The organism is Mycobacterium sp. MUNTM1 (assembly GCF_054660795.1).
On record NZ_BAAGDE010000016.1, the window covers coordinates 48,916 to 68,024 of the forward strand.

Below are 19,109 nucleotides of genomic sequence, written 5' to 3' on the forward strand. Positions count from 1 at the left end.
CGTTTGCCCTAGCGGTGGGCCCGGCGATGCCAGGCGCCGCCGATCACGACGACCGCCAGCGCGAACACGGCGATCAGCCACGGCCACACGCCGTGCTGATGCACCCAGCCGGCCAGCGCGCCCTGCAGCCGTCCGGCAGCGCCGATCACCGCGTCCTGCGGGTTGCCGTTCGCGCCGCACAGGCGCACCTCGTAGCTGCCGTAATAGGCCACGTACAACCCGACCAGCACCAGCAACGCGCCGCCGATACGGTTCACGAACGGCAGCGCGCGGCGCAGCCGGTCCACCATCGCCGAGCTCGCCGTCGCCGCCGCGACCGCGAGCACCCCGACCACCAGCGTCAGCCCCGCGCTGTAGGCGAGGTAGACCGCCACGCCGGTGGCGATCGACCCCCCGCGCAGGCCGGCGGCGGTGACGGCCAGAAACGGCCCGACGGTGCACGACAGCGAGGCGATCGCGTAGCTGATGCCGTAGCCGTACATCGAGCCCAGTCGGGCGGTGGGAGCCCACCGGGGGCCCAGCGGCCGCGGGGTCAGGGCGGACAGCGCGCGGCCGCACAGCAGCCACACCCCGAGCCCGACCAGGACAACGCCGACTACCACGGTGGCGTACGGCAGGTAGCGCTGCACGGTCGTGGCCGCCGAGACGGTCAGCGCGCCGAACACGCCGAACACCGTCAGGAAGCCCAGCGCCATCCCGGCGGTGGCGGCCAGCGCCCGCCCGGCGGCCGTCACACCCGACGAGGGCGCGGCGCCCCGGCCGCGCACCACCAGCAGCAGGTAGGCGGGCAGCATGGCGAACCCGCACGGGTTCAGCGCGGCCACCAATCCGGCGGCGAAGGCCAGGCCGACCAGACCCTGGTCCGCCAAGTCAGGACCTCAGGGCGGCGACCCGGTCGGAGAGCTCCTGCTGCGACATCGCCGAGGTCGGGTTGTTGACGAACGTCGAGCTGCCGTCGGCGCGGTAGAACACGTAGGCCGGCTGCCAGGGCACGTTGTAGCGGGCCCAGATGGACCCGTCGGCGTCGTTGAGGTTGGTGAAGTTCAGGCCGTACTTGGAGACGAAGGTCTGTTCCGCGCCGGCGTCGGAGCGCCCGGCGACCCCGACGAAGGTGACGCCGGGGTTGGCGGCCGCCACCCGGCTGACGCCGGGGGCTTCGGCGTTGCAGAACGGGCAGAACGGCGCCCAGAACCACAGCACCGCGGGCTTGCCCTGCAGACTGGCGCCGTTGAACGGCGCACCGCTGAGCGTCGTCCCGGTGAATTGCAGCCGGTCGTCGGCGGCCAGCGCGCGTGGCGCACCGCCCAGCACGGCGATCAGCGCCGCGGCGAGTACGGCCGCGGCAAACAACCTGAGCGGAGAGAACAGGCGAATCATGGCGCACCCCCGTTTGCTGCGTTATGCCTTTAAGACGTGCGCGTCGCCCTCCCGGTTCACCCGCCTTCGGCGGCCAGCTGTCCGCAGGCCAGTGCTGAATCGCCAGCGCTCCAGCTACCCGCCTTCGGCGGCCAGCTGTCCGCAGGCGGCGCTGATCTCGCGGCCGCGGGTGTCGCGCACCGTGCAGGACACCCCCTTGCCGCGGACGCGGCGGACGAACTCCCGCTCGACCGGCTTGGGGCTGGCGTCCCACTCACTTCCCGGGGTGGGGTTGAGCGGAATCAGGTTGACGTGCACCAGCGGACCCAGCGCACGATGCAGCCGCTGGCCCAAAAGGTCTGCGCGCCAAGGCTGGTCGTTGACATCGCGGATCAACGCGTATTCCACCGACACCCGCCGCCCGGTGACGTCGGCGTAATAGCGTGCGGCGTCGAGGGCCTCGGTGATCTTCCACCGATTGTTGACCGGCACCAGGGTGTCGCGCAGTTCGTCGTCGGGCGCGTGCAGCGACAGCGCCAGCGTGACGCCGAGCCGTTCGTCGGCGAGTGTGCCGATGGCCGGGGCCAGACCCACCGTCGACACCGTGACGGACCGGGCCGAGATGCCGAAACCGTGTGGCGGCGCGGCGACGATGCGCCGCACCGCGGCGACCACGCGGGCGTAGTTGGCCAGCGGCTCCCCCATGCCCATGAACACCACGTTGGACAGCCGGTCCCCGAAGTCGTCGCGCAGCGCCGCGGCCCCGGCGCGCACCTGCTCCAGGATCTCGGCCGTCGACAGGTTGCGGGTCAGCCCGCCCTGGCCCGTCGCACAGAACGGACAGGCCATGCCGCAGCCGGCCTGCGACGAGATGCACACGGTGTTGCGCTGCGGATAACGCATCAGCACCGACTCGACGGTGACCCCATCGAGCGCGCGCCACAACGTCTTTCGCGTCTGACCCGCATCGCAGGTCACCTCGGAGGCCGCGGTGAGCAGGATCGGGAACATCGTCTCGGCGATCGTGTCGCGCAAGCCCGCCGGAAGGTCGGTCATCTGCCGCGGGTCGGCGATCAGCCGGCCGTAGTACTGATGCGCCAGCTGCTTCGCGCGAAACGCCGGCAGGCCCAGCTCCGCGACGGCCGACGCGCGGCCGTCCTCGTCGAGGTCGGCCAGGTGCCGCGGCGGCTTGCCGCGCCGCGGCTCGGAGAACACCAATCGTTGAACCATGACCTGTCCAGTATCGGTCACGTTCGGGCGTGCCTAGGGAACGAGCGTCAGCACCGTCCACGCCGCGACCGCCGACGGCAGGACGCCGTCCAGCCGATCCATCAGGCCGCCGTGGCCCGGCAGCAGCCGGCCCATGTCCTTGATGCCGAGGTCGCGCTTGACCTGCGACTCCACCAGATCGCCAAGCGTGCCGGTCAGCACCAGGATCACGCCCAGCAACGCGCCGATCCACCACGGTTTGCCGGCCAGGAATGTCGCCGTCAGCGTGGCCGCGGTGATGCCGAACACCAAAGAACCGGCGAATCCCTCCCAGGACTTCTTGGGGCTGATCGCCGGAACCATCGGGTGCTTGCCGAGCAGCGCCCCGACGGCATATCCGCCGGTGTCGGAGGCGACGACGGTGATCATCAGGCAGAACACCCGTCCGGCGCCGTCGTGCGGGTAGACCAGCAGCACGCCGAAGGACGCGAACAGCGGCACCCACGCGGCCAGGAACACGGTGGCCGAGGCGTCGCGCAGGTAGTTGGCCGACGGAGAGCCGGCGAACGGCTCGGGTCGTTTGCTGTTGTCCTGCATGAACAGCCGCCACACGTTGCAGACCACCACGGTGACGCCGAAGCCGGCCAGGGCGCCCGCGGCGTGGAACGGCCAGGTCAGCCAGACGGTGAGCTGGCCCCCGGCCAGCAGCGGGACGACGGGTATGACGTAGCCGGCTTCGCGCAACCGCCGAACCACCTCGTGGGTGGCTACCACGATGGCCAGGGCGACGATGGGAACCCAGAAGCGCGGCGCGAACACCAGCGTCACGACCAGAACGCCGCCGATGCCGGCCCCCACCGCGATGGCGGCGCGCAGGTCACGTCCGGCCCGCGATGTCTTCTTGGCCGGCTGCTGGATCGTCTCCTTGGCGGCGCGCGACGGATCGTCGGGCGGGTCGCCTGCGCCGGGTTCTGGGATTGCCACTGGCTTGGATGGACTGAGCTGCTGAGGTCGCTAGACCTCCAGCAGTTCGCCTTCTTTGTGCTTGACCAGCTCTTCGATCTGGGTGGTGTATTGATGCGTGGTCTTGTCCAGGTCCTTTTCGGCCCGGCCGACCTCGTCCTCGCCCGCCTCGCCGTCCTTGCGGATGCGATGCAGCTCCTCCATCGCCTTGCGGCGGATGTTGCGCACCGAGACCTTGGCGTCCTCGCCCTTGCTCTTGGCCTGCTTGACCAGCTCCCGACGGCGTTCCTCGGTGAGCTGCGGCACGGCCACCCGGATCAGCGTGCCGTCGTTGGTGGGATTGACGCCGAGGTCGGAGTTGCGGATCGCGGTCTCGATCGCGCCCACCTGGCTGGCTTCGTAGGGCTTGATGACGACGAGGCGCGCCTCGGGCACGTTGATGCTGGCCAGCTGAGTGATGGGCGTGGCCGTGCCGTAGTAGTCGATCACGATCCGCGAGAACATGCCGGGGTTGGCGCGCCCGGTCCGGATGGTCGACAGGTCGTCGCGGGCCACCGCCACGGCCTTCTCCATTTTCTCTTCCGCGTCGAAGAGAGCCTCGTCGATCATGTGCGCCGCTCCTCCTCATTGCTGCGCTGCGCATCCTCGCACGCGCAAGTCATCGCGATTTCGATTCAGGTGGTGACCAGAGTCCCGATTTTCTCACCAGCGACCGCCCGGGCGATATTGCCATTGGTCAGCAGGTTGAACACCAGGATCGGCATGCCATTGTCCATGCACAGGCTGAAGGCGGTGGCATCGGCCACGCGTAGCCCGCGGTCGATCACCTCACGGTGGCTGATCGCGGCGATCAACTCGGCGTCGGGATGCTGCCGCGGATCCGCGTCGAACACGCCGTCGACCGCCTTGGCCATCAACACCACCTCGGCACCGATCTCGAGGGCGCGCTGCGCGGCGGTGGTGTCGGTGGAGAAGTAGGGCAGTCCCATGCCGGCCCCGAAGATCACCACGCGGCCCTTCTCCAGGTGGCGTACGGCACGCAACGGCAGATACGGCTCGGCGACCTGGCCCATGGTGATCGCGGTCTGGACGCGGGTGACGATGCCTTCCTTCTCCAGAAAGTCTTGCAGCGCGAGGCTGTTCATGACGGTGCCCAGCATGCCCATGTAGTCCGACCGGGTGCGTTCCATGCCGCGCTGCTGCAGTTGTGCGCCCCGGAAGAAGTTGCCCCCGCCGATCACGACGGCGACCTGGACACCGCCGCGGACCACCTCGGCGATCTGACGAGCCACCCGCGCCACGACATCGGGGTCCAGGCCGACCTGGCCGCCGCCGAACATCTCGCCGCCCAGCTTCAGCAACACCCGTGAATACCTGGCCCGGCTAGGCGGCTGGCCGGGTACGCCGTTGCTGGTGGTTGCCGGCTCCGGGCTCGGAGCCGCCGAGCCGGCGACTTGGGGCTCCCTGGACTCCGTCATCAGACTCCTCGCATGAGAGTGCCATCCCGGGCGATCTCCATCCCGGAACGGCATTTCACATCCTGCCTCATCGCAGCACAATGCGCCGTCGGCGGGGTGCATTATGCGCATAGTTGGCACACCGGACCAATTTTCGAGTCTCGCGGTACCGGAATAGGCCGGCGCCCGCGCGCTTTCGTCGGGCCTGCGTTTGAGCGATGGTTGCCCTGGGAACCCGCATCAACGCGGCAGAATTACGCGGTCTTAAGCAATAAGGACCGGCCTCGCCGTATGACCGGATCGATCGCTCGCGATCGCCGTTGAGCGTGAATCGCTCGCAGTACGCCAACGAGGAGGAGTACTTCCATGGCTGAAGAAAACAAGTCGGGACCTGCCGAAGCTGTGAAAGGCGTCGTCGAGGACGTCAAAGGTAAGGCCAAGGAGGCCGTAGGCGCGGTGGCTGGTCGTGATGACCTCACCCGCGAAGGCCAGGCGCAGCAGGACAAGGCCGACGCACAGCGCGACGCGGCGAAGAAGGAAGCCGAAGCGGAAGCCGCGCGCGGTGGCGCCAAGGCGGCCGAAGAGCGGCAGAAAGACAACCAGTAGCACGCTGTAGTCGTCGATGGGCCCGGTCCGTGGAAACGGGCCGGGCCCACCGCTTTTCTGAAGTTTCTCGTGCCCGCCGGCGCCCTGCTGGTGCAACGTGATGTGCTTAGTTTCGAACAGGGCGGGTATCCAAGCGTAGCGCTGTAAGACATCTCCGCAGAGGTGCCTACGGACCGGGGGGGAAGCCGGGACGTCACAGTTTGGAGATGGCCATTGGACGTGGTGGTGCTCACCGATGAGGACGATTTCGAGTCGGCCCTACCGGATTTGGCGACGTTCGCGCAGTCGATGCGCCGCATCACGCTGGCGGCCGAGCCCAACGGGCATTTCGCCACGGCCGACATCGCGATCATCGATGCGCGCAGCAACATGGCGGTGGCCCAGGCCGTCAGCCACCGACTGACGACCGACAACCCGGGCACCGCGGTGGTGGCCCTGGTTGCCCCGGCGGATTGTGCGGCAGTCGATGCCGACTGCAACTTCGATGACGTGATGCTGCCCGGCACCGGGGCCGAAGAATTGCAGGCACGAATGCGCCTGGCCATCGGCCGCCGGCGCAGCGCGGTCGACGGCACGCTGAAATTCGGCGACCTGCTGCTGCATCCGGCCAGCTTCAGCGTGACGGTGGACGGCAAGGACCTGGGCCTCACCCTGACCGAGTTCAAATTGCTGAATTTCCTTGTGCAGCATCCCGGTCAGGCATTCACCCGGACGCGGCTGATGCGGGAGGCGTGGGGCTACGACTGCACCGGCAAGGTCCGCACGGTCGACGTCCACATTCGGCGGCTGCGCGCCAAGCTGGGCATCCGCCACCAGTTCTTGGTCGATACCGTCCGGGGCGTCGGCTACCGGGCGGCGACGCCACCGGAACCGGAACGGGTCGGCGCCGACTCGACGCTGACTCCGATCTGGACCTCGACCGCCGCGCCCTCACCGGAACGCCCGATAACAGAGTCCTAACGCCGTTGGCCGCAACGCTTTTGGGCGAGACATTAGCCTTGGGGCGAGACATTAGCCTTGGGGCGAGACATTAGCCGAAGAACGGGAAGGCGCGCCTGCGCGCGAGCGCATCCATCCCTTCCTGGATGGCGTCTTGCACCTCGTGGTATTTGGCTTCGACGTATTGATCGTCGTCGGCCCGCGCGGGGTCGTTGTCGAGTTCCACGGCGGGCATGAACCGGGTTCTGATCTTGGCCGGCAGGGGCAGCTGCGGCAGCGCCGCCGGCGCGATCCCCCACGGCAACGAGACGGCCAGCGGAAACACCTTGAGCCGCAGGATGCGGTCCAGGCGTAGCGCTTTCGACAGCCGGTCGCCGCGGATCAGCACCGGCATCGCGTCGGCGCCACCCACGGTGGCGATCGGCACGATCGGCACGCCGGCACGGATCGCCATCTTCACGAAGCCGGTCCGCCCCGCCAAATTGGCCTGATCGCGCTCCGTCCACGGGCGCAGTGAGTCCACTTCCCCGCCGGGCCACAGCGCCACGTCTCGCCCCTCGGCCAGCGCGGTGGCGATGGCGTCGGGGGCCGCCGGCAGCACCCCCATCGACCGGAAGTAGCGCCCGAACAACGGAATTGCCATCAGCGCGTCGTGAGCTGTGCCGTGCAGGGTGCGCTCCTGGCCGAACCGCCGCCACCATTGCAGTCCGACGGTCCAGGCATCCCAGACGAAAGGGGCGCCGGAGTGAATCCCCACCAACAGCGCCGGTGGCGACTCCGGGATGTTCTCCCAGCCGTCGATCTCCATCCGAAACCAGTAGTCCACCAGCACATTCCACAGGTATTTCTGTCGCTGCAGGGCGGTCTCGTCCTGGCCGGACAGATCCCACCTCGCGGCCCGCTCGGCCACCCAGCCGCCCAGCCCGCCGCTCTGCTTGCTGCGTCGTTCTTCCATTGCCTCGCGGGCCTCTTCGGCGTGCCGCTGCGCTTGAGCGCGTACCGGTGCCGGTCTGTGATCCGGATTACTCATGCCTTCTCGCATACCCGATTCGGGCGCCCGCGATTCGCCCGGACGCAAATCTCCCCGCGCCACGTGTGTGGCGCGGGGAGATTGCACAGCCGGTTTACGTGTGCTGCGCCGGTGCCGGCGGGGCGCCCGGTGCCGGGCTGTTCGGCGCGGCGGGCGCCGAGCCACCTTGCTCGTTGGACGTCCACATCAGGATGTCCTGCATCCCGTCGTTGTAGACGACGCCGTTCGGTGGAGCGCCGGTCACGTCGAAGTACAGCGTGCCGGTCGACTCATTGCCCTGAGCGATCGGTGCCGGGTTGAGCCCATTCGGGGCACCCACCTTGTCGATCACCCGGTAGTTCTGTCCGTTGGGGCCGCGGGCGATGAAGTCGTTGACCATCGGTGTGACGAGCCCACCGTCCGACCTGGCGGTGATATCGGCCTGATACAGCGTCCCCTTCGGCGTGTAGCCGGGGATGGCGACGTTGCTGGGCTGCAGGTTGCTCACCGTGTAGTTGGTGATGAGCGGCCCGTCGACGAGCTGCTCGCTGGTGCCGAAGCCCTGAATGTTGGGCGCGGCGGACGCGGGCGTGGCCGCGAAAACGCTTGCCACCGCGATACCCCCGGCAGCGGCAGCTGTCGCAGCGATTTTGGTGACCTTCATTGTTCGTTCCTTTCATGTTGAACAATTGCCCCCCGAAGGGCATGCGCACATTCGCAGCAAATATCCATCCGCCCTTCGCTTTAAACATCTGTGGCCGCAGCAGGCCTATATTGCCCGGTTAGACACCGGAATGGAGTTGCATTCTCGGACAGCACCTTTCGCACCAGTGGTGAACACCTGTACCAATACTCACAGCCGGCCGTCGCGATTAAGCGGTGAGCTGGCGGGTAATCGGGGCGCTGAGGCCTTCACCTGCCAATCGGCACGTCAGCGTGGGCAAGCGAGACAGCGCAGAAAAAAGGGGGCAGTCAGGTGGAACGCGGAAACTCCAAGCACGGTGCACGCGAATGGCGCGACCCGAGCCGCCGGCCGACGACCACCGGGATGTCCCGGCGGCCGGCCCGGCACCGCGCGCATCGTAAAGCCTTGGACGGTGAAAGTCGTAAAAGCTTGACCGGCAGCATTATGAATAACCCGAACAATCCGTAGAGGAAATCGCATGGGCTTTGTGGCGCAACAACAATCCGTCCCCGGCGTGCAGGCGCAAATGGACCCGATTCCGGACTGTGGTGAAAACAGTTACCAGGGCTCGGGAAAACTGCTGGGCAAAAAGGCGATCATCACCGGCGGGGACAGCGGCATCGGGCGCGCGGTCGCGATCGCGTTCGCGCGCGAGGGCGCCGACGTCCTGATCGCCTACCTCAACGAGGACGACGACGCGCAAGACGTCGCCCGCTACGTGGCCAGCGCCGGCCGCAAATGCGTACTCGTGCCCGGCGATCTTTCCGACCCTGCCCACTGCCGCGCGGTCGTCGACCGGGCGGTGCAGGAATTGGGCGGAGTGGACATCCTGGTCAACAACTCCGCCTACCAGATGATGCGCAAGAGCCTCGACGAGATCAGCGACGAGGAATGGGAGTACACGTTCCGGCTCAACATCGGCGCGTATTTCTACCTCGCGAAGGCGGCCGTGCCGCACATGGGGCCCGGCTCGTCGATCATCGGCAGCTCGTCGGTCAATTCCGATACACCCAACCCCACCCTGGCGCCCTATGCGGCGACGAAGGCGGCCATCGCCAATTTCTCGGCCAGCCTGGCGCAGCTGTTGGGCGACAAGGGAATTCGCGTCAACAGTGTGGCACCCGGGCCGATATGGACGCCGCTGATCCCGTCGACCATGCCCCCGGACAGCGTGGAATCCTTCGGCGACAACGTACCGCTCGGTCGCGCGGGGCAGCCCGCCGAGCTCGCGCCGATCTACGTGCTGTTGGCCTCCGACGACGCGAGTTACATCTCCGGGGCGCGGGTGGCGGTGACCGGCGGACGGCCGATCCTCTAGCGAACGCCGTTATGCGGCAGCCGTTCTCACGAGCACCGGTGCTCGCCTTAGGCGGCCCTCAGCGGCCCCGCACGCGGCGGTTGTGCTTCTTGATCGCGTCGACCAACTCCGACTTGTTCATGGTGGAACGACCGGCGATGTCGAGGCGGCGGGCCAGGTCCAGCAGGTGCTTCTTGCTGGCGTTGGCGTCGACGCCCTCGGCCGACTCCCCGGTTGGCCGCAGGCCGCCCCTCTCGGCCCGCACGTCGGACGGGCCCTTCTCGTCCTTGGCCTCCCAATGGTCGCCGACCTTCTCGAAGCTGTGCTTGACGGCGGCATACGCGACCCGGTGGGCGCGCTCCTCGCTGCCGTACTCGTCGGCGGCCGCGTCGTGGGCTTTCGCGAACGTGCGTTGGGCCTTGGCGCTGGAACGTTGCAGAGTGCTGGGCAATTCGCTCTTCTTCGCCGCGCCGCCTTTCGTCGTCTTCGGCATCGAACCTCCTCGTGTGCCGCAAACGCTGCGGGTAACCGGTCGGTTACCCGGTTGCGGCGCGGACAATCACGGACTGAACAATGTGCGCAACGGCCCGGGGAAAATATGTCAATATCGTTGACATGATTCAGGCCGACGATGCTCCGCTGGGTTACCTGCTCTATCGGGTGGGGGCGGTGCTGCGACCGGAAGTTGCCACCGCGTTGGGTCCGCTGGGCCTGACCCTGCCCGAATTCGTTTGCCTGCGCATACTTTCGATCTTCCCGGGCATGTCGAGCGCCGAGCTGTCCCGCCACACCAACGTCACCCCGCAGGCGATGAACACGGTGCTGCGCAAGCTCGAGGAGGTCGGGGCGGTGGCGCGCCCGTCGTCGGTGTCGTCGGGGCGCGCGCTGCCGGCCAACCTGACCGGCCAGGGCCGCGCCCTGCTCAAGCGCGCCGAAGGAGCGGTCCGCGGCGCCGACGCCCGCATCCTGGCCAAGCTCACCGAGCCTCAGCAGCGCGAATTCAAAAGGATGCTCGAGAAACTCGGCTCCGGCTAACTGCGCCCAGCAGTCCGATCACCCGGCGGCGTGGATGCGCGCCCACGGCTGGGCTTCTTCGAGCTCATAGGCCAATTCGAGGAGTAGCGCCTCCTGGCCGACATCGGCCGACAGCATCATGCCGACCGGCATACCGTCGGCGGACTGGGCCAGCGGCAGCGAGATGGCGGGTTCGCCGGTGACGTTGTGCAGCGGGGTGAACGAGACCCAGTCGATCAGCCGGCCGATCACCTGCCGGTAGTCGGTGGGCGCCAGGAATCCGATGCGGGGCGTCTCGTCGGCCAGCGTCGGTGTCAGCACCGCGTCGTAGGTGCGGAAGAAGCGCGCGGTGCGCCCGCGCGCCCGGCGCAGGCGCACGATGGCCATCGGGAGGTGGTGGAGGTTGCGACTGGTGTGCCGCAGCAGGCCCAGGGTCAGGCTGTCCAGCTTGCTGCGATCGAACGTCGCGCCGAACATGTGCCGCCCGCCGCGCACCTGGGCCAGCGCCAGAAATCCCCAGTACATGACGAAGTCGTCGACGAAACTGGCCGCGACCGGGGGCTCGTCGACGTGCTCGACGCGGTGGCCCAGCTCCTCGAGCAGACCTGCGGACTTCAGCGTCAGCTCCCGCACCTGGGGACCGCACTCGCGCTGTATCGACCGGGTCAGCACGGCGATCCGCAGCCGCTGCCGGCCTGGCGCGGTGACGTCCCCGACGGGCGCCAGTTTGGGATTGCGCCAGATCCGCTCGGCCTCGCGGTAGAAGGCCGCGGTGTCGCGCACCGAACGGCTCACCACCCCGTTGGCGACGACGCCGACCGGCATCCGGCGCAGCGTCGGGTCCAGCGGCAGCCGCCCACGCGAGGGCTTGAGGCCGACCAACCCGTTGCAGGCGGCCGGAATCCGGATCGAACCGCCGCCGTCGTTGGCGTGCGCCATAGGCACCACACCGGCGGCGACGAACGCGCCCGACCCCGACGACGACGCGCCGGCGGTGTAGTCGGTGTCCCACGGGTTGCGGACCGGGCCCAGCCGCGGATGCTCGGCCGCCGCGCTGAACCCGAACTCGGACAGTTGCGTCTTGCCCACCGAAATCAGCCCGGTGGCCAGGAACGTTTCGGTGAAGACGCTGTCCGCGACCGCATTCCAGCTCGTCCACGCGTCGGTGCCGTGCATCGTCGGCTGACCGGCGACATCGACGTTGTCCTTGACGAACGTGGGGACGCCACGGAAGTAACCGATCGGCGGGTCTGCCGCGGCCGCCCGCGCCTGCTCGAAAGCGGCGTACGCCAACCCGTTCAGCAGCGGGTCGACGGCCTCGGTGCGGGCGATCGCGGCCTCGATCACCTCGGCCCTGCCGACCTGGCCGGACTTCAGGGCGTCGGCCAGGCCGACCGCGTCCAGGTCGCCCAGGGCATCGTCGCCGAACGCGTGCACGTGTCGCATGCCACTGACGCTAACTCGCGGACCGGTGCCACCGGGAGGTTTCCGGCTCGTGCGCGGCCCGGGCCGCATCGGGTGCCGGGCGGGCAGACCCGAATCAGGCCTGACCCACCTCGAAGCGGACGAACCGCGTCACCGTGACGCCGGCGTCGTCGAGCAGCGCCTTGACCGTCTTCTTGCTGTCGGACACCGACGGCTGCTCGAGCAGCACCGCGTCCTTGAAGAAGCCGTTCAACCGGCCCTCGACGATCTTGGGTAGCGCCTGCTCCGGCTTGCCCTCCGCCTTGGCGGTTTCCTCGGCGATGCGGCGCTCGCTGGCCACCACGTCCTCGGGCACGTCGTCGCGGGACAGGTAGCGGGCCTTGAGCGCGGCGATCTGCAGCGCGACGGCGTGCGCAGCCTCGGTGTCCGAGCCCTGGTACTCGACCAGCACACCGACCGCGGGCGGCAGGTCGGCCGCCCGCCGGTGCAGGTAGGTCTCGACGGTGCCGTCGAAGTTCGCGACGCGGCGCAACTCCAACTTCTCGCCGATCTTGGCCGACAGCTCCGCGATCGCCTGCTCGACGGTCTTGTCGCCAACGGTGGCGGCCTTGAGCTCGTCGACGTCCTTGGCCTTCGACGACACGGCTGCGGCCACGATCTGGTCGGCCAGCGCCTGGAACTCCGCGTTCTTGGCGACGAAGTCGGTCTCGCTGTTCAGCTCGATCAGCGCGCCGCCCTGGGCCGCGACCAGACCCTCGGCCGTCGCGCGCTCGGCGCGCTTGCCGACGTCCTTGGCGCCCTTGATGCGCAGCGCCTCGACGGCCTTGTCAAAGTCGCCGTCGTTTTCGGCCAGCGCGTTCTTGCAATCGAGCATGCCGGCACCGGTGAGTTCCCGAAGCCGCTTGACGTCGGCAGCGGTGAAGTTCGCCAATGATCAGCCTTCCTATGAGGGGTTAGTTGTTGGTTCGGGGGCGCCCGCAGCGGCTTCGGTGGGGGCGGTGGTGGTAGCGGAGGCCAGCAGCTCCTGCTCCCATTCGGCGAGCGGCTCGGCGGCCTCGGCCTCGGGCTTGTCGCCGCGGCCGACCCCGGCGCGGGCCTGCAGGCCCTCGGCGACCGCCGAGGCGATCACCTTGGTCAGCAACGCGGCCGAACGGATCGCGTCGTCGTTGCCCGGGATCGGGTAGTCGACCTCGTCGGGGTCGCAGTTGGTGTCCAGGATCGCGATGACCGGGATACCGAGCTTGCGGGCCTCGCCGACGGCGATGTGCTCCTTGTTGGTGTCGACGACCCAGATGGCCGACGGCACCTTGGCCATGTCGCGGATACCGCCGAGGCTGCGGTCCAGCTTGTTCTTCTCGCGGGTCAGCATCAAGATTTCCTTCTTGGTGCGACCCTCGAAGCCGCCGGTCTGCTCCATCGCCTCGAGCTCCTTGAGGCGCTGCAGCCGCTTGTGCACGGTCTGGAAGTTGGTCAGCATGCCGCCCAGCCAGCGCTGGTTCACATACGGCATGCCGACGCGGGTGGCCTCGGCGGCGACGGACTCCTGCGCCTGCTTCTTGGTGCCGACGAACAGCACGCTGCCGCCGTGGGCGACGGTCTCCTTGACGAACTCGTACGCCTGATCGATGAAGGTCAGGGTCTGCTGCAGGTCGATGATGTAGATGCCGTTGCGGTCGGTGAAGATGAACCGCTTCATCTTGGGATTCCAGCGACGGGTCTGGTGCCCGAAGTGGGTGCCGCTGTCGAGCAGCTGCTTCATGGTTACGACGGCCATGGTTGTGCCTTACTTGTGTCGGTTGTCGCCCGGCATCGGGTTGATGGCCGGGCCCTGGCGGCTGCTGCGATGCCGGACCCGTTGTTTGGACGGGACCGCCCGGCATGCGATTGCGTTCTCCTCGTGGAACCAGAGACGCGATGCAGACGCGCGAAGTCAGCCCGCGAACGAGCTGCGACCAGCAGTTTACACCGACTCAGCAGGTGGTTTCGCCACGCTTCCCCAATCGGGGCGCTCGTCCACAAAACCGGCGCGCCCGGGTGGGCGGGGCGGCCGGCGGCGCGCTGAACTGCATGGATGCGGTGGACGGCGGCGCTGTTGTGTGCGGGCCTGGTCAGCGCGGTGCCGGCGGGTGCCGCCGAGGACCGCCTGGAGTGGCCGCTGCGCCCGCCGCCGGCCGTCGCCCGGGCATTCGACGCCCCCTCGCCCAACTGGAATCCCGGCCATCGGGGCGTGGACCTGGCCGGCGCAGCCGCTCAGCCGGTGTATGCGGCGGGTACCGCGACCGTGGTGTTCGCCGGGCTGCTGGCCGGGCGGCCGGTGGTGTCGCTGGCCCACCCGGGCGGATTGCACACCAGTTACGAGCCGGTCCGGGCGGCGGTGCGGGTCGGCCAGTCGGTGACGGCCGGGACCGTGATCGGCGAGCTGATGCCCGGGCATGCCGGTTGCCCGGCCGCGGCGTGCCTGCACTGGGGTGCGATGTGGGGCCCGGCGTCGGGCGCGCGCTATGTCGATCCGCTGGGCCTGCTGAAGTCCACGCCGGTACGGCTCAAACCGCTGAACCGCTGAGGCGAGTTTCAGGCCCTCGGGTGGGCCTGGTCGTGCACCGCGCGCAGCCGGGACACCGCGACGTGGGTGTAGAGCTGGGTGGTCGCCAGGCTGGAATGCCCGAGCAGCTCCTGGACAATGCGCAGGTCGGCACCGCCTTCGACCAGGTGCGTGGCCGCGCTGTGCCGCAGGCCGTGCGGGCCCATGTCCGGCGCGCCGTCCACCGCGGCGATGGTCTGATGCACCACCGTGCGCGCCTGCCGGACGTCGAGTCGGCGGCCCCGCGCTCCCAACAGCAGCGCCGGGCCCGACTCGGCGTTCGCCAGGGCCGGGCGCCCGTCGGTCAGCCAGGCGTCGAGTGCCTCGGCGGCGGGCCGGCCGAACGGCACGCTGCGCTGCTTATTGCCCTTGCCGAGGACTTTGACGAGCCGGTGATGGGTGTCGACGTCGTCGACGTCCATGCCGCACAGCTCGCTGACCCGGATCCCGGTGGCGTACAACATCTCCACGATCAGCCGGTCCCGGAGCGCCATCGGATCGCCTTGCTGCGCACCGGATTTGGCGGCGGCCATGGCGTCGGCGGCCTGGTCCTGGCGCAGCACCGCGGGCAGGGTGCGGTGTGCCTTGGGGACCTGTAGCCGGGTGGCCGGGTCGGTGGTGAGCAGATCGCGCCGCACGGCCCAGGCGGTGAAGGCCTTGACCGCCGAGGTGCGCCGGGCCAGCGTCGTGCGGGCGACGCCGGCCGCGGCCGCCGCGGACAGCCAGGAACGCAGTAACGGCAGGCTCAGCCCGTCCAGGCCGACGCCGCGATCGCCGATGAAGGTGAGCAGCGAGCGCAGGTCGCCGAGGTAGGCCCGACGGGTGTGCGCGGAACGGCCGCACTGCAAGTCCAGGTACTCGTCGAACTCGTCGAGGATCGCCTCCACTCCCCCACGGTGGCAGGCGCGCCCGGGCCGCTCTAGTCGACGCGCCGAAGCGTGTCCGGGGTGAGATCGTTGAGCGTCGGGTAGCCGTCGACGGCCATGATGAGGTCGGCTTCGGCCAGGATCGAGCGCAGCACGTGCACGATGCCGTCGGCGCCGCCGAGCGCCAGGCCGTAGGCGTACGGCCGGCCGATGCCCACCGCCGTCGCGCCCAGCGCGAGCGCCTTGACGACGTCGGCGCCGCCGCGGATCCCCGAATCGAACAGGACCGGCAGCCCGTCGGCCGCCTCGACGACGCCGGGCAGGCACGCGAGTGCGGGCAGGCCGCCGTTGGCCTGCCGGCCGCCGTGGGTGGAGCAGTAGATGCCGTCGACGCCGCCGTCCCTGGCGCGCCGCGCGTCGTCGGGGTGACAGATGCCCTTGATGATCAGCGGCAGGTCGGTCAGCGACCGCAGCCAGGGCAGGTCGTCCCAGGTCAGGGGATTCCCGAAGGTCGTCACCCACTGCAGCACGGCGCCCGGTGGGTCCTCTTCCGGCGGCCGTTGGAGGGCGGCGCGGAAGACCGGGTCGCTGGTGTAGTTGCTCAGGCACAGCCCCCGCAGCTGGGGGAAGTTGGCCGTGCTGAGGTCGCGCGGGCGCCAGCCGGGAATCCAGGTGTCGAGGGTGACGACGATTCCCCTGTAACCGGCGGCCTCGGCCCGCTGGACCAGGCTGGCGGCCAAGTCGCGATCCTTCGGCGTGTAGAGCTGGAAGAAGCCGGGGGTGTCACCGAACTGCGCGGCGACGTCTTCCATCGGGTCGGCGGTCAGGGTGGACACGACCATCGGGACGCCGGTGGCCGCCGCCGCGCGCGCGGTGGCGAGGTCGCCGTGACCGTCCTGGGCGCAGATGCCGATGACCCCGATCGGGGCCATGAACACCGGCGACGGCAGGGTCAGGCCGAACATCTCCACCGACAGGTCGCGGGCCGCGGCGCCGACGAACATGCGCGGTATCAGGCCCCAGCGATCGAACGCCTCCCGGTTGGCCCGCTGCGTGCGTTCGTCACCGGCGCCGCCGGTGACGTAGGACCACACCGACGGCGACATCGCCCGCTCGGCGCGCGCCTCCAGCTCCGCGAAGCCCATCGGCAGCGTGGGCGCCACTCCGCCCAGGCCCTTGAAGTAGATCTCGTTCTGATAGTCCGCGAACGCCATGGAAAAGACAATGCCAGGCGGCCGTCAGGCTGACGAGTTCGACGACTCCGCCTGCGCGAGTTCTTTCTTCCATTGCCGGAAGGTCTCTTCGGTGCGGCCGCGGCGCCAATACCCCGAGATCGACGACGCCCATTTGGCGTCCACGCCCCGTTCCTTGCGGATGTAGGGCCGCAGGTTGTGCATGACGGCCTGGGCCTCGCCGTGGATGAAGACGTGCACCTGTCCCGGCAGCCAGGGCGCGCTGGTGACGGCCTCGATCAGCGGCGCGTGGTCGCCGGCGCGGTCCTCGGGAACCAGGTCGGCGCGACCGCCGCGGTACACCCAGTGCACCTCGACGCCTTCGGGTGCGGTCAGCGGGATCTCGTCCTCTGGACCCGCGACCTCGATGAATGCCTTGCCGACGGCGCCGGCGGGCAGCGCTTCCAGCGCCGCGGCGATGGCCGGCAGCGCCGATTCGTCGCCGGCCAGCAGGTGCCAGTCGGCGGCCGGGTCGGGCGTGTACGCGCCGCCGGGGCCCATCAGGTAGATCGTCTGGCCGGGTTGGGCGTTGGACGCCCACTGACCCGCCATGCCGTGCTCGCCATGCACGACGATGTCCAGCGTGATGCGGCGTTTCTCGATGTCGACGTGGCGGACGGTGAGTGTCCGCACCGAAGGCTTTTTCTCCGGGGGCAGGTCGGCGAAGCTGTCGAGGGTCAGCGGCTCGGGCAGGCCGGCCACGTCCACGTCGTCGGCGACGAACACCAGCTTGACGTAGGAGTCGGTGAACTTGCTGGGCACGAACGCGTCAAAATCCTTGCTCCCGAGCACTATCCGCACTATGTGCGGTGTGAGCTGTTCGGTACCGACAACTTCGAAGCGTTGCAGTGGTCGACCTGCCACTTGTCCTCCTGTTCAAACCCCGACCCCCGGTCGACTATACGAGCCGCGTCGTTGACGCAGCTCGGCCTGCGACGGCCCGGACAATCCGCCACCGCCCGTCCTGACGCCGCACCAGTCCGGCCAGCTCGAGCATCGCCAGCGGCCCGAGCGCCAGCTCGGGCACCATTCCGGAGGCGACCGCGATCTCGTCGACCGTGGCGGCGCCGCGGCCCGGCAACGCCTCGTAGATCCGGCGTTCGGCGTCGCTGAGGCCGTCGAGAGGCGTCGCCGGGTGCGGCTCCTCGCGGGCCAGTTCGCCGATGTGGCCGACGAGCTCGACGACGTGGTCGGCGCGGGTGACCAGTTCGGCGCCGTTGCGGACCAGGGCGTGGCAGCCCGCCGACGCCGACGACGTGACGGGCCCGGGCACCGCGGCCACCACCCGCCCCAGCGCCCGCGCCCAGGCCGCGGTGTTGGCCGCGCCGCTGCGCAGGCCGGCTTCCACCACGACGGCGGCCCCCACGACCGCCGCCACCAGCCGGTTGCGGGTGAGGAACCGGTGGCGGGCCGGGCGGATGCCGGGCGCGTATTCGGTGAACAGCAGCCCGTGCTGGCCGATGCGGTGCAGCAGTGCGGTGTGACCGCTGGGGTAGGGAACGTCGAGCCCGCCGGCCAGGACGGCCACGGTGACGCCGTCGCAGTCCAGCACGGCGCGGTGCGCCGCGCCGTCGATGCCGTAGGCGCCGCCGGAGACCACCGCGACGTCGCGCTGCGCCAGCCCCGTTGCGAGTTCGCCGGCGACGTGTTCGCCATACGTGGTCGAGGCGCGCGTCCCGACCACGGCGGCCGCCCGGCGCGCGACCTCGTCGAGCCGGACGGGCCCGTGCGCCCACAACGCCATCGGCGCGACCATCGGCGCACCGCCGCCGGGTCGCGGTGCGACACCGCGGAAGGCGGCGAACGCCAGCAGCGGCCACTCGTCGTCGTCCGGGGTGATCAACCTCCCGCCACGCCGGGCGAGCATCTCGAGATCGGCTGCGCTGCAATCGATCTCGCGCCGGGCCTCGGTACGCTGAGCCACGTTGTCATCGACCAGTCCGCGCCGAACCCGCTCCGCTGCCTCCACCGGGCCGACCTGCGCCACCAGGGCGGCGAGCTCGGCGCAGGGCGGCTCGGCCACCCGGGACAGATAGGCCCACGCGCGCAGCGCGGGATCGTCGAGCGAGGCCGTCATCGCCGTGCCCCCGGCTTCAAGAATCCGCCAAGGATCCTTGTAGCCCCGCGCGCGAACGTGGTGTGGTCAGCCGCCCGCCGCACGCCGGCCCGAAACGAACGGAACGACCCATGATCCTCGACCTGCCGATGGCCTACAGCGTGTCCGAGCGTCCCAAGAACCCCTGGGCCGTCGCGGCGTTCGCGCTCAGCCTGGTGAGCTGGATCGGTTTTCCCATCCCCATCATCAGCATCGGCCTGGCGTGCCTGGGGTTGCGCGAGATGGAACAGCGAGGCGAAAGCGGCCGCGCCCTGGCCCAATTCGCCCGCGCGTTCGCGATTCTGGTGAGCGTCGCGATAGCGGTGCGGGGTGGGCACACCGATTGGCTGAGCACGGCGCGCTGGTAGTGCCACC

The 19,109-nt window shown here is 69.4% G+C and carries 22 protein-coding genes; 6 read left to right on the forward strand and 16 right to left on the reverse strand.

Annotated features, from left to right (window positions below; translation table 11 throughout):
• Positions 1 to 8: 8 nt before the first annotated feature.
• The 6 genes from ACYQ8K_RS11650 to pyrH all read right to left on the reverse strand — a co-directional run bounded on the left by ACYQ8K_RS11650 (position 9) and on the right by pyrH (position 5,006).
• Entirely contained in the window at positions 9 to 869 is an 861-nt protein-coding gene (locus tag ACYQ8K_RS11650; protein ID WP_459969016.1) for a cytochrome c biogenesis CcdA family protein, read from the reverse strand.
• A gap of 1 nt (position 870) precedes the next feature.
• On the reverse strand, positions 871 to 1,377 hold the full coding sequence (locus ACYQ8K_RS11655) for a protein disulfide oxidoreductase (RefSeq protein ID WP_459969018.1): 507 nt from the start codon (positions 1,375 to 1,377) through the stop codon (positions 871 to 873).
• Between the two features lie 114 nt (positions 1,378 to 1,491).
• Complete coding sequence (gene rlmN, locus ACYQ8K_RS11660) at positions 1,492 to 2,586, reverse strand: dual-specificity RNA methyltransferase RlmN (protein WP_459969020.1); 1,095 nt, start codon at positions 2,584 to 2,586, stop codon at positions 1,492 to 1,494.
• Between the two features lie 33 nt (positions 2,587 to 2,619).
• Positions 2,620 to 3,549, reverse strand: a complete 930-nt coding sequence (locus ACYQ8K_RS11665) for a phosphatidate cytidylyltransferase (RefSeq protein ID WP_459969022.1) — start codon at positions 3,547 to 3,549, stop codon at positions 2,620 to 2,622.
• 30 nt (positions 3,550 to 3,579) lie between these two features.
• Complete coding sequence (frr, locus tag ACYQ8K_RS11670) at positions 3,580 to 4,137, reverse strand: ribosome recycling factor (protein WP_007775283.1); 558 nt, start codon at positions 4,135 to 4,137, stop codon at positions 3,580 to 3,582.
• A gap of 65 nt (positions 4,138 to 4,202) precedes the next feature.
• Entirely contained in the window at positions 4,203 to 5,006 is an 804-nt protein-coding gene (gene pyrH, locus ACYQ8K_RS11675; protein WP_459969024.1) for a UMP kinase, read from the reverse strand.
• 345 nt (positions 5,007 to 5,351) lie between these two features.
• Here pyrH and mbp1 point away from each other — a divergent pair, with 345 nt between their 5' ends.
• Entirely contained in the window at positions 5,352 to 5,591 is a 240-nt protein-coding gene (mbp1, locus tag ACYQ8K_RS11680; RefSeq protein ID WP_007775289.1) for a microaggregate-binding protein 1, read from the forward strand.
• Positions 5,592 to 5,804: 213 nt separating this feature from the next.
• Positions 5,805 to 6,551: a winged helix-turn-helix domain-containing protein gene (locus ACYQ8K_RS11685; protein WP_459969027.1), complete on the forward strand. Its 747-nt coding sequence runs from the start codon at positions 5,805 to 5,807 to the stop codon at positions 6,549 to 6,551.
• Positions 6,552 to 6,621: 70 nt separating this feature from the next.
• Here the strand turns inward: ACYQ8K_RS11685 and ACYQ8K_RS11690 are convergent, their stop codons facing one another.
• Both ACYQ8K_RS11690 and ACYQ8K_RS11695 read right to left on the reverse strand, forming a co-directional pair.
• A complete protein-coding gene (locus ACYQ8K_RS11690; protein WP_459969029.1) occupies positions 6,622 to 7,560 on the reverse strand; it encodes a lysophospholipid acyltransferase family protein in 939 nt (312 codons plus the stop codon).
• Between the two features lie 94 nt (positions 7,561 to 7,654).
• Positions 7,655 to 8,203 carry an MPT63 family protein gene (locus ACYQ8K_RS11695; protein ID WP_459969031.1) on the reverse strand — a complete coding sequence of 183 codons (549 nt, stop codon included), beginning with the start codon at positions 8,201 to 8,203 and terminating at the stop codon, positions 7,655 to 7,657.
• 499 nt (positions 8,204 to 8,702) lie between these two features.
• On the opposite strand from ACYQ8K_RS11695, the gene ACYQ8K_RS11700 reads away from it, so the two are divergent.
• The gene (locus tag ACYQ8K_RS11700) at positions 8,703 to 9,542 is read left to right on the forward strand and encodes an SDR family oxidoreductase (protein ID WP_459969033.1); all 840 of its coding nucleotides are present in this window, start codon (positions 8,703 to 8,705) and stop codon (positions 9,540 to 9,542) included.
• Positions 9,543 to 9,600: 58 nt separating this feature from the next.
• On the opposite strand, the gene ACYQ8K_RS11705 is transcribed toward ACYQ8K_RS11700, so the two are convergent.
• Positions 9,601 to 10,014, reverse strand: coding sequence for a ChaB family protein (locus ACYQ8K_RS11705; RefSeq protein WP_459969035.1), 414 nt, complete (start codon positions 10,012 to 10,014; stop codon positions 9,601 to 9,603).
• 122 nt (positions 10,015 to 10,136) lie between these two features.
• Here ACYQ8K_RS11705 and ACYQ8K_RS11710 point away from each other — a divergent pair, with 122 nt between their 5' ends.
• Positions 10,137 to 10,556, forward strand: coding sequence for a MarR family winged helix-turn-helix transcriptional regulator (locus ACYQ8K_RS11710; protein ID WP_459969037.1), 420 nt, complete (start codon positions 10,137 to 10,139; stop codon positions 10,554 to 10,556).
• 18 nt (positions 10,557 to 10,574) lie between these two features.
• Here ACYQ8K_RS11710 and ACYQ8K_RS11715 read toward each other — a convergent pair whose 3' ends face one another.
• The 3 genes from ACYQ8K_RS11715 to rpsB all read right to left on the reverse strand — a co-directional run bounded on the left by ACYQ8K_RS11715 (position 10,575) and on the right by rpsB (position 13,734).
• Positions 10,575 to 11,981: an amidase gene (locus tag ACYQ8K_RS11715; RefSeq protein WP_459969039.1), complete on the reverse strand. Its 1,407-nt coding sequence runs from the start codon at positions 11,979 to 11,981 to the stop codon at positions 10,575 to 10,577.
• Between the two features lie 94 nt (positions 11,982 to 12,075).
• Positions 12,076 to 12,891: a translation elongation factor Ts gene (gene tsf / locus ACYQ8K_RS11720; protein WP_459969041.1), complete on the reverse strand. Its 816-nt coding sequence runs from the start codon at positions 12,889 to 12,891 to the stop codon at positions 12,076 to 12,078.
• A 12-nt stretch (positions 12,892 to 12,903) separates the two neighbouring features.
• The gene (rpsB, locus tag ACYQ8K_RS11725; RefSeq protein ID WP_459969043.1) at positions 12,904 to 13,734 is read right to left on the reverse strand and encodes a 30S ribosomal protein S2; all 831 of its coding nucleotides are present in this window, start codon (positions 13,732 to 13,734) and stop codon (positions 12,904 to 12,906) included.
• 297 nt (positions 13,735 to 14,031) lie between these two features.
• On the opposite strand from rpsB, the gene ACYQ8K_RS11730 reads away from it, so the two are divergent.
• Positions 14,032 to 14,523, forward strand: a complete 492-nt coding sequence (locus tag ACYQ8K_RS11730; protein ID WP_459969045.1) for a M23 family metallopeptidase — start codon at positions 14,032 to 14,034, stop codon at positions 14,521 to 14,523.
• An 8-nt stretch (positions 14,524 to 14,531) separates the two neighbouring features.
• Here the strand turns inward: ACYQ8K_RS11730 and ACYQ8K_RS11735 are convergent, their stop codons facing one another.
• Genes ACYQ8K_RS11735 through dprA form a run of 4 tightly spaced genes read right to left on the reverse strand, consistent with a single transcriptional unit; the run spans position 14,532 to position 18,716 of the window.
• A complete protein-coding gene (locus ACYQ8K_RS11735) occupies positions 14,532 to 15,428 on the reverse strand; it encodes a tyrosine recombinase XerC (RefSeq protein ID WP_459969047.1) in 897 nt (298 codons plus the stop codon).
• A 32-nt stretch (positions 15,429 to 15,460) separates the two neighbouring features.
• Positions 15,461 to 16,621: an alpha-hydroxy-acid oxidizing protein gene (locus ACYQ8K_RS11740; protein WP_459969049.1), complete on the reverse strand. Its 1,161-nt coding sequence runs from the start codon at positions 16,619 to 16,621 to the stop codon at positions 15,461 to 15,463.
• 24 nt (positions 16,622 to 16,645) lie between these two features.
• Positions 16,646 to 17,503: a siderophore-interacting protein gene (locus tag ACYQ8K_RS11745; RefSeq protein WP_459969051.1), complete on the reverse strand. Its 858-nt coding sequence runs from the start codon at positions 17,501 to 17,503 to the stop codon at positions 16,646 to 16,648.
• A 34-nt stretch (positions 17,504 to 17,537) separates the two neighbouring features.
• The gene (dprA, locus tag ACYQ8K_RS11750) at positions 17,538 to 18,716 is read right to left on the reverse strand and encodes a DNA-processing protein DprA (protein WP_459969053.1); all 1,179 of its coding nucleotides are present in this window, start codon (positions 18,714 to 18,716) and stop codon (positions 17,538 to 17,540) included.
• A gap of 110 nt (positions 18,717 to 18,826) precedes the next feature.
• Here dprA and ACYQ8K_RS11755 point away from each other — a divergent pair, with 110 nt between their 5' ends.
• The gene (locus ACYQ8K_RS11755) at positions 18,827 to 19,102 is read left to right on the forward strand and encodes a DUF4190 domain-containing protein (RefSeq protein WP_459969055.1); all 276 of its coding nucleotides are present in this window, start codon (positions 18,827 to 18,829) and stop codon (positions 19,100 to 19,102) included.
• The last annotated feature ends 7 nt before the right edge of the window (positions 19,103 to 19,109 follow it).